Raw genomic sequence first — 3,370 nt, forward strand, 5'->3', positions numbered from 1 at the left:
ACATATCTGGTGTAATTGCTTGACATATCTGGTGTAATTAGGGTAAGATAGGATACTGTAGTTAGGATGCTAGGTTTCTAAAGGCAGACTATTATGGACATCTATAAGAAAGGACGATGACAACCCTTAAATCAGACTGTAGGGTCAATTCATGAATTGACCCTACTATAGCCCTCAATGGTAAAAATGGCTCTTCTCGACCTTACAGATAACACCATCGATACAATCCATTCACTGAATTAACAAAAAAAAATGGCCACCAGACAATTTCGAGTAAATCTTAGTCAAAAGGACTCTGAATATCTTAAAGAAATAGCTAAAGAGCTAGACTTAACAGAGTCTGAAGTCATTCGTAAAGGATTAAAACTCATGGCTTTATATGCTAAAACTGAGACGGAGGAAGATACTCAATTAATACTGCAAAAAGGTAATGAACAGAGACCACTACTAATTGTTTAGTTATGACCAGTGATTCAAAAAATGAGACAGAGGAAGTTAACAACCCAAAAGATCCCAGCGCTTCTTTGGTTCTTCCAACTGAAAGGAACTCTGTGCGTCATAATCTAAAGAAGAATCCGGAGCCTTATCATTTAGACAATGAAGTATCTGAATTTGGTAAACCAGCTACAGCTATATCACCCTCAGACCAAAGACATAATTTTAATACTAAAGTAGTTGGTTCCTTAGCAAAGTGGCTTTGGTTGGGATTGTTAGCCACTGCTGGTTTACAAATTCTTTCTATTTGTCTCATTTCTTTTGCTTCTCTTGGAATTTTTAATTTAAATATAAACTTGAAAGCTATCGAAGAACAAGAAGTACAAAGTAGAGTGGATAAAGCGGCAACCCTAATTAATGATTCTTCTAAGACAATTTATACTTTTTTAGGGCCAATAGCTACAGCAGTCACCGCCTTTTATTTTAGTGGTTTGGGTAGTTCGTCGAAAACTAACGATGAAAACTCTGAAAATGAAAAAAATGAATAGAACTTTTAAAAAAACACGAAAAAATCCCTCCCATTGGTAATTTTAGTACAAGGGCCAGAAATCTCAACCCCAGAAACCTCTCCTCCCCACTTTCCTATACTTTTGAAGTGGAAGAAAGTTTTAGTTTAATTAATCTGACTACAGGCCTGTTTTTGTCGTTTCTAAATACCCCTGATAACTTGACCGGAACTGTTCGATCGATAGGTTCTTTGTCCAATATTCTACCAGAGCATGACCCCAGGCCCAAGCTTCCTTGTCAGCAGTGCTATAATTTTCTAATAGTATTGGCCAAAGTGCCAATAAATCAAAACTTTTATTCTCCGGATTTAAGAGAGAAGAAAGCTCGTATGCCATCTGTAATTTACCGATCGCTACTGGTAATTGTTCCACAGGAATTTGTTCAGCTAAAAGATAGGCTAAAGTCGGTCTTCCCGTGGCTAAAGTGGAGATAAAACCTAGAATAGGACTTTTTAATAGGGCCGTTAAACCTTGCCCCGTGGCCATCTGTAAAGTATAGCGATCGATTATTTTCGCCGCTGCCAGGGTTCGAGTTTCTAAATCCGCTAAAAAACGGGCTAAACGCAACTGTTTGGCGGGCGAAATTGCCCCCAGTAAAGCGATTGATAACTCCTCATCCCCCCAAGCTTCTCTATCCGGCTGTTGACTGACCATCGGCAAAATGCGATCGCAGAGATTCTCGAATAATTCCGCCCGATACTGCAAGCATTCGCGGATATTGACTTCTTTGGGACTTTCTCCCGTCAGCCAATTATAGGGGGGTTGCCACTCTCGCAGCGGACGCAGGCGATCGACTTGAGAAACACACACTATAACTGGTAAATTGTCAATAGTTTGTTGCAAATCTTTAAGAAAAGCCTCATCCATGGCCAGGGCGGGATCGAGGGCGGGGGTGACAAGAATTAATAAATCGGCGTTTTCGGCATAATTTAGAACCTTTTGCCGATCATCGGCCCGATTTGCCTGTTCATAGCCCGGAGTATCCCAGAGGATTAACTCGTCTCCTTCTGGGGTTTGCCAATGGTAGGATTGGATCGCGTCGGTACTGGGCAATAGATCCACTTGGGCTAAATCGGCCCGAAAGAGAGTATTAATTAAACTGCTTTTGCCGGCCCCGGTGCGTCCAACCAGCAGAATATTAACCGGTTGGCGATCAATTTCCGTGATCGGTTCAGCTTGGGCGAGAATTTCCTTGAGAGTAGTAGTGGCGATTTTCGTCTTGGTGGGGAGAGTTGGGGCGAGATTACTGCCACTGTAGAGTAACACCGCTTGGCGAGAAAGGTTTCTTAGGGCATTTTCCCGCAAAACTTGCCCTAAATTGACTAATAATTGCTGATCCGCTCGATCGCTGTACTTTTGACTAGCAACTTTAGCCACAGCCGCAGCGGGATTGATCACCCATTGCGCCCAATTCCAGACCTGCCAAAGTTTCTGGGCCGAGGGTTGCAATTTTTGATAAACTTCGTAGGCCTGATAGGCTTGCCCGATGGTGATTTGATTCAGGGCCGGGGAAAGATTCTGCATCCAGCGATCGCTATCATCCACAGTTCCCCGAATTAAACCGTAGGCCTGGGGAATGTAAATATTTAATAAGGGGTACTTGACATCGGGGTAATATATATGAGCGATGGCACTGACCAAATCCTGACAGCGTTGCCAAAAAGTCGCCCAATCTTCCCAAACCGGGCGATCATTGCGGGCCTCGACGATAATCCTCTCGATAATTTCCTCGACATTTCCCCCGGAATCACCCTCAGGAGGGGTTAATTCTGCCTTAATTTCCCCGATGGCGGCTTCAATTTCCCCGACTGCTGGGCGCGTCCATTTGACCAACAGGAAGCGCCAAGCGACAAAAATCAGGGTAAAAACTGCCCAAATCCAATTCAAACCCCATTGATGGATCTGAAAGCCGGCGGCCACGATCAGAAAAATCACCACGGCGGCGATCGGAACTGCTAAAATCAACCCTTGCCAAGTTTTTAACCGTAACATTGCTCGATCTGGTTTTTTTCCATTCTACCGATCTCTGATTCTCGGTTAGGGGGCAGTCCTGATGCCAAAGTTGGCACCGCCAAGCCTGAAAATATTCTGATTGACGAATTGGCGTTATTTCAGCTTCTAAGTACCTAAGCAAAATTAATTACACATATCTAACCACCTCTTGCCCCTTGCCTCTTGCCTCTTGCCTATCTTCACTAGGAAATTAATTTTGCACGACTACTTATTTTCCAGTCAGTGCCTCTCCTGATATGTAGCCTATACTCAAGGGATTGAGTATTACTTGCCACTTGGTCACTCAATCCAAGCTTTTGGGGGGTTCTACCCCCCAAACCCCCCGTTGGGGGCGTGGCGCCGCCCCCAAACCCCCC

General features: G+C 43.9%; 3 protein-coding genes. 2 read left to right on the top strand and 1 reads right to left on the bottom strand.

Annotated elements, in window-relative coordinates; all coding sequences use genetic code 11:
- Positions 1-252 precede the first annotated feature (252 nt).
- On the top strand, positions 253-459 hold the full coding sequence (locus tag PX636_RS17860) for a hypothetical protein (protein ID WP_002762605.1): 207 nt from the start codon (positions 253-255) through the stop codon (positions 457-459).
- Between the two features lie 2 nt (positions 460-461).
- Positions 462-983, top strand: coding sequence for a hypothetical protein (locus tag PX636_RS17865; RefSeq protein ID WP_288118128.1), 522 nt, complete (start codon positions 462-464; stop codon positions 981-983).
- 138 nt (positions 984-1,121) lie between these two features.
- Here PX636_RS17865 and PX636_RS17870 read toward each other — a convergent pair whose 3' ends face one another.
- A complete protein-coding gene (locus PX636_RS17870) occupies positions 1,122-2,993 on the bottom strand; it encodes a GTPase family protein (protein ID WP_288118130.1) in 1,872 nt (623 codons plus the stop codon).
- Positions 2,994-3,370: the final 377 nt, after the last annotated feature.

This window comes from Microcystis sp. M53598_WE2 (assembly GCF_030067735.1).
GTDB lineage: Bacteria > Cyanobacteriota > Cyanobacteriia > Cyanobacteriales > Microcystaceae > Microcystis > Microcystis aeruginosa.